The sequence below is a fragment of the Moorena sp. SIO4E2 genome (assembly GCF_010671945.1).
In the GTDB taxonomy this organism is placed as follows: Bacteria; Cyanobacteriota; Cyanobacteriia; order Cyanobacteriales; family Coleofasciculaceae; genus Moorena; species Moorena producens.
In genome coordinates this window covers 1-1538 of the sequence record NZ_JAAHIE010001167.1, presented here as the reverse complement: position 1 = coordinate 1538, position 1538 = coordinate 1, and the positions used below count along the sequence as shown (strand labels likewise).

Annotated in this window: 3 protein-coding genes; 1 reads left to right on the top strand and 2 read right to left on the bottom strand. The window is 44.1% G+C overall.

Features of this window, described 5'->3' with window-relative positions:
• On the bottom strand, window positions 1-785 hold a 785-nt coding region (locus F6K37_RS41820; RefSeq protein ID WP_287257145.1), incomplete at its 3' end, for a formylglycine-generating enzyme family protein.
• A gap of 1 nt (window position 786) precedes the next feature.
• Here F6K37_RS41820 and F6K37_RS41815 point away from each other — a divergent pair.
• Window positions 787-1038 carry a hypothetical protein gene (locus tag F6K37_RS41815; RefSeq protein ID WP_287257144.1) on the top strand — a complete coding sequence of 84 codons (252 nt, stop codon included), beginning with the start codon at window positions 787-789 and terminating at the stop codon, window positions 1036-1038.
• Window positions 1039-1092: 54 nt separating this feature from the next.
• On the opposite strand, the gene F6K37_RS41810 is transcribed toward F6K37_RS41815, so the two are convergent.
• Window positions 1093-1434: a XisI protein gene (locus tag F6K37_RS41810; protein WP_008181303.1), complete on the bottom strand. Its 342-nt coding sequence runs from the start codon at window positions 1432-1434 to the stop codon at window positions 1093-1095.
• Between the last annotated feature and the right edge of the window lie 104 nt (window positions 1435-1538).

The following is a 1538-nucleotide window of genomic DNA, read 5'->3' as shown; positions in this document are numbered from 1 at the left end:
GCAGCAGGACGATAGCGACTACAATAATTAGGAGCACATAGGTAAGACCCGCCTTTAATGACATGTTTAGCAACACCCGGTTCTCTGGGGTCGAAGCTTTCTTTTTGATTAGGTCCTGTAGGATTAAAGCTGTGGGCTTTGCCATTGTGACCGATGCTATACCAATCTGAGGTCCACTCCCAGACATTACCAGTTATGTCATACAAACCATAACCATTTGGTTCAAAGGAACCTACAGGTGCAGTGCCGGTGTGACCATCAGCTTTGGTGTTGAAAAAGGGGAAGAATCCCTGCCAGGTATTCGCCTTCTTGGCTGAGTATTGCTCACCCCAGCTGTAGGTAGCATCATCCAGTCCACCGTGAGCGGCATATTCCCATTGGGCTTCTGTGGGTACTGACTTCCCTGCCCACTTAGCATAGGCTTGAACGTCTTCATAGGCAACATGAACCACAGGATAGTTCTTTTTTCCTTTAATGTTGCTCTTTGGACCAAAGGGATGTTGCCAGTCAGCCCCAGGAGTCCACTTCCACCAGCTCAGGTAACCCACTGGTCTAACACCATTGTCCGGCATCTGAAAGACTAGGGAACCAGGTGCCCGTTGCTCCTCTGTTAAGTTGGGAAACTGTTCCGAGGAGAGGGGACGCTCTGCTACGGTAATATAACCAGTTTCTTTGACAAATTTGGCAAATTCTGCATTAGTGACTTCGTATTTATCGATGCAGAAGCTCTCAACCGTGACATCTTCCGCAGATCGCTCGGAAGGGTAGTAAACGTCGGAACCCATCTTGAAAGTGCCCCCAGGGATGAAGGTCATACCTTCAGGGCAGCTATTTACCCTGGGAGATGCCTTGACTGGTGTGGCAGTGCCAAAGACTAGGCATACTGTCAGGAAACTGAGGAAAAGTTTGAAGAGAAGTGATTTTAACCAAGGAGTCTTCATTTTTGATCCAGAAAAGCGATTAGTATGTAAGCATATGCGCTACTTGAGGTGCGGTCAGCGGTCAGCGGTCAGCTATCAGCCGTTGGCCAAAGGCTAATGGCACCTCAAGTAGCGTGACCATAGCCCATAAGCTGAATATCACTGAATATCACTAAGCCACTCCATAGCCTGTGTAAGGACGTTTATAACTGGGATGTAAACCGAGAATAATATCTTCTTTTGGTATACCCATTTCCACCAAATCTTTTGCCAAATCAGCTTCTGTCATATTTCGCTGAATCCAAATTCTACCATCTTTGATATCTAAATGGATGAAACAGTTATAAACTCGTTTGAGTCCATCCCAGCCGATATCTAGAAGTTGATAATGGTCATGTTCTGTGTCAAAAATAAGTTGACCTTCAATCTCTGAATCTGAATTATTGGCTTCTAACCTGGCATGATTAGTTAATAGTTGGCGAATTATTAATCGGTAATTTTCTAATTTTTCCATTCGGTTATTATCTCCTCAACAGGATTATATATGAGCAATTTTACTTGATAAACCTTTACTGCTTCTTGGGAAAATTTTTATTGGAAGAATGATTCAAATGTATC

Excerpts from the sequence above, each read along its gene's own strand:
- F6K37_RS41810 (WP_008181303.1), bottom strand. The coding sequence starts at position 1,434 with ATGGAAAAATTAGAAAATTACCGATTAATAATTCGCCAACTATTAACT.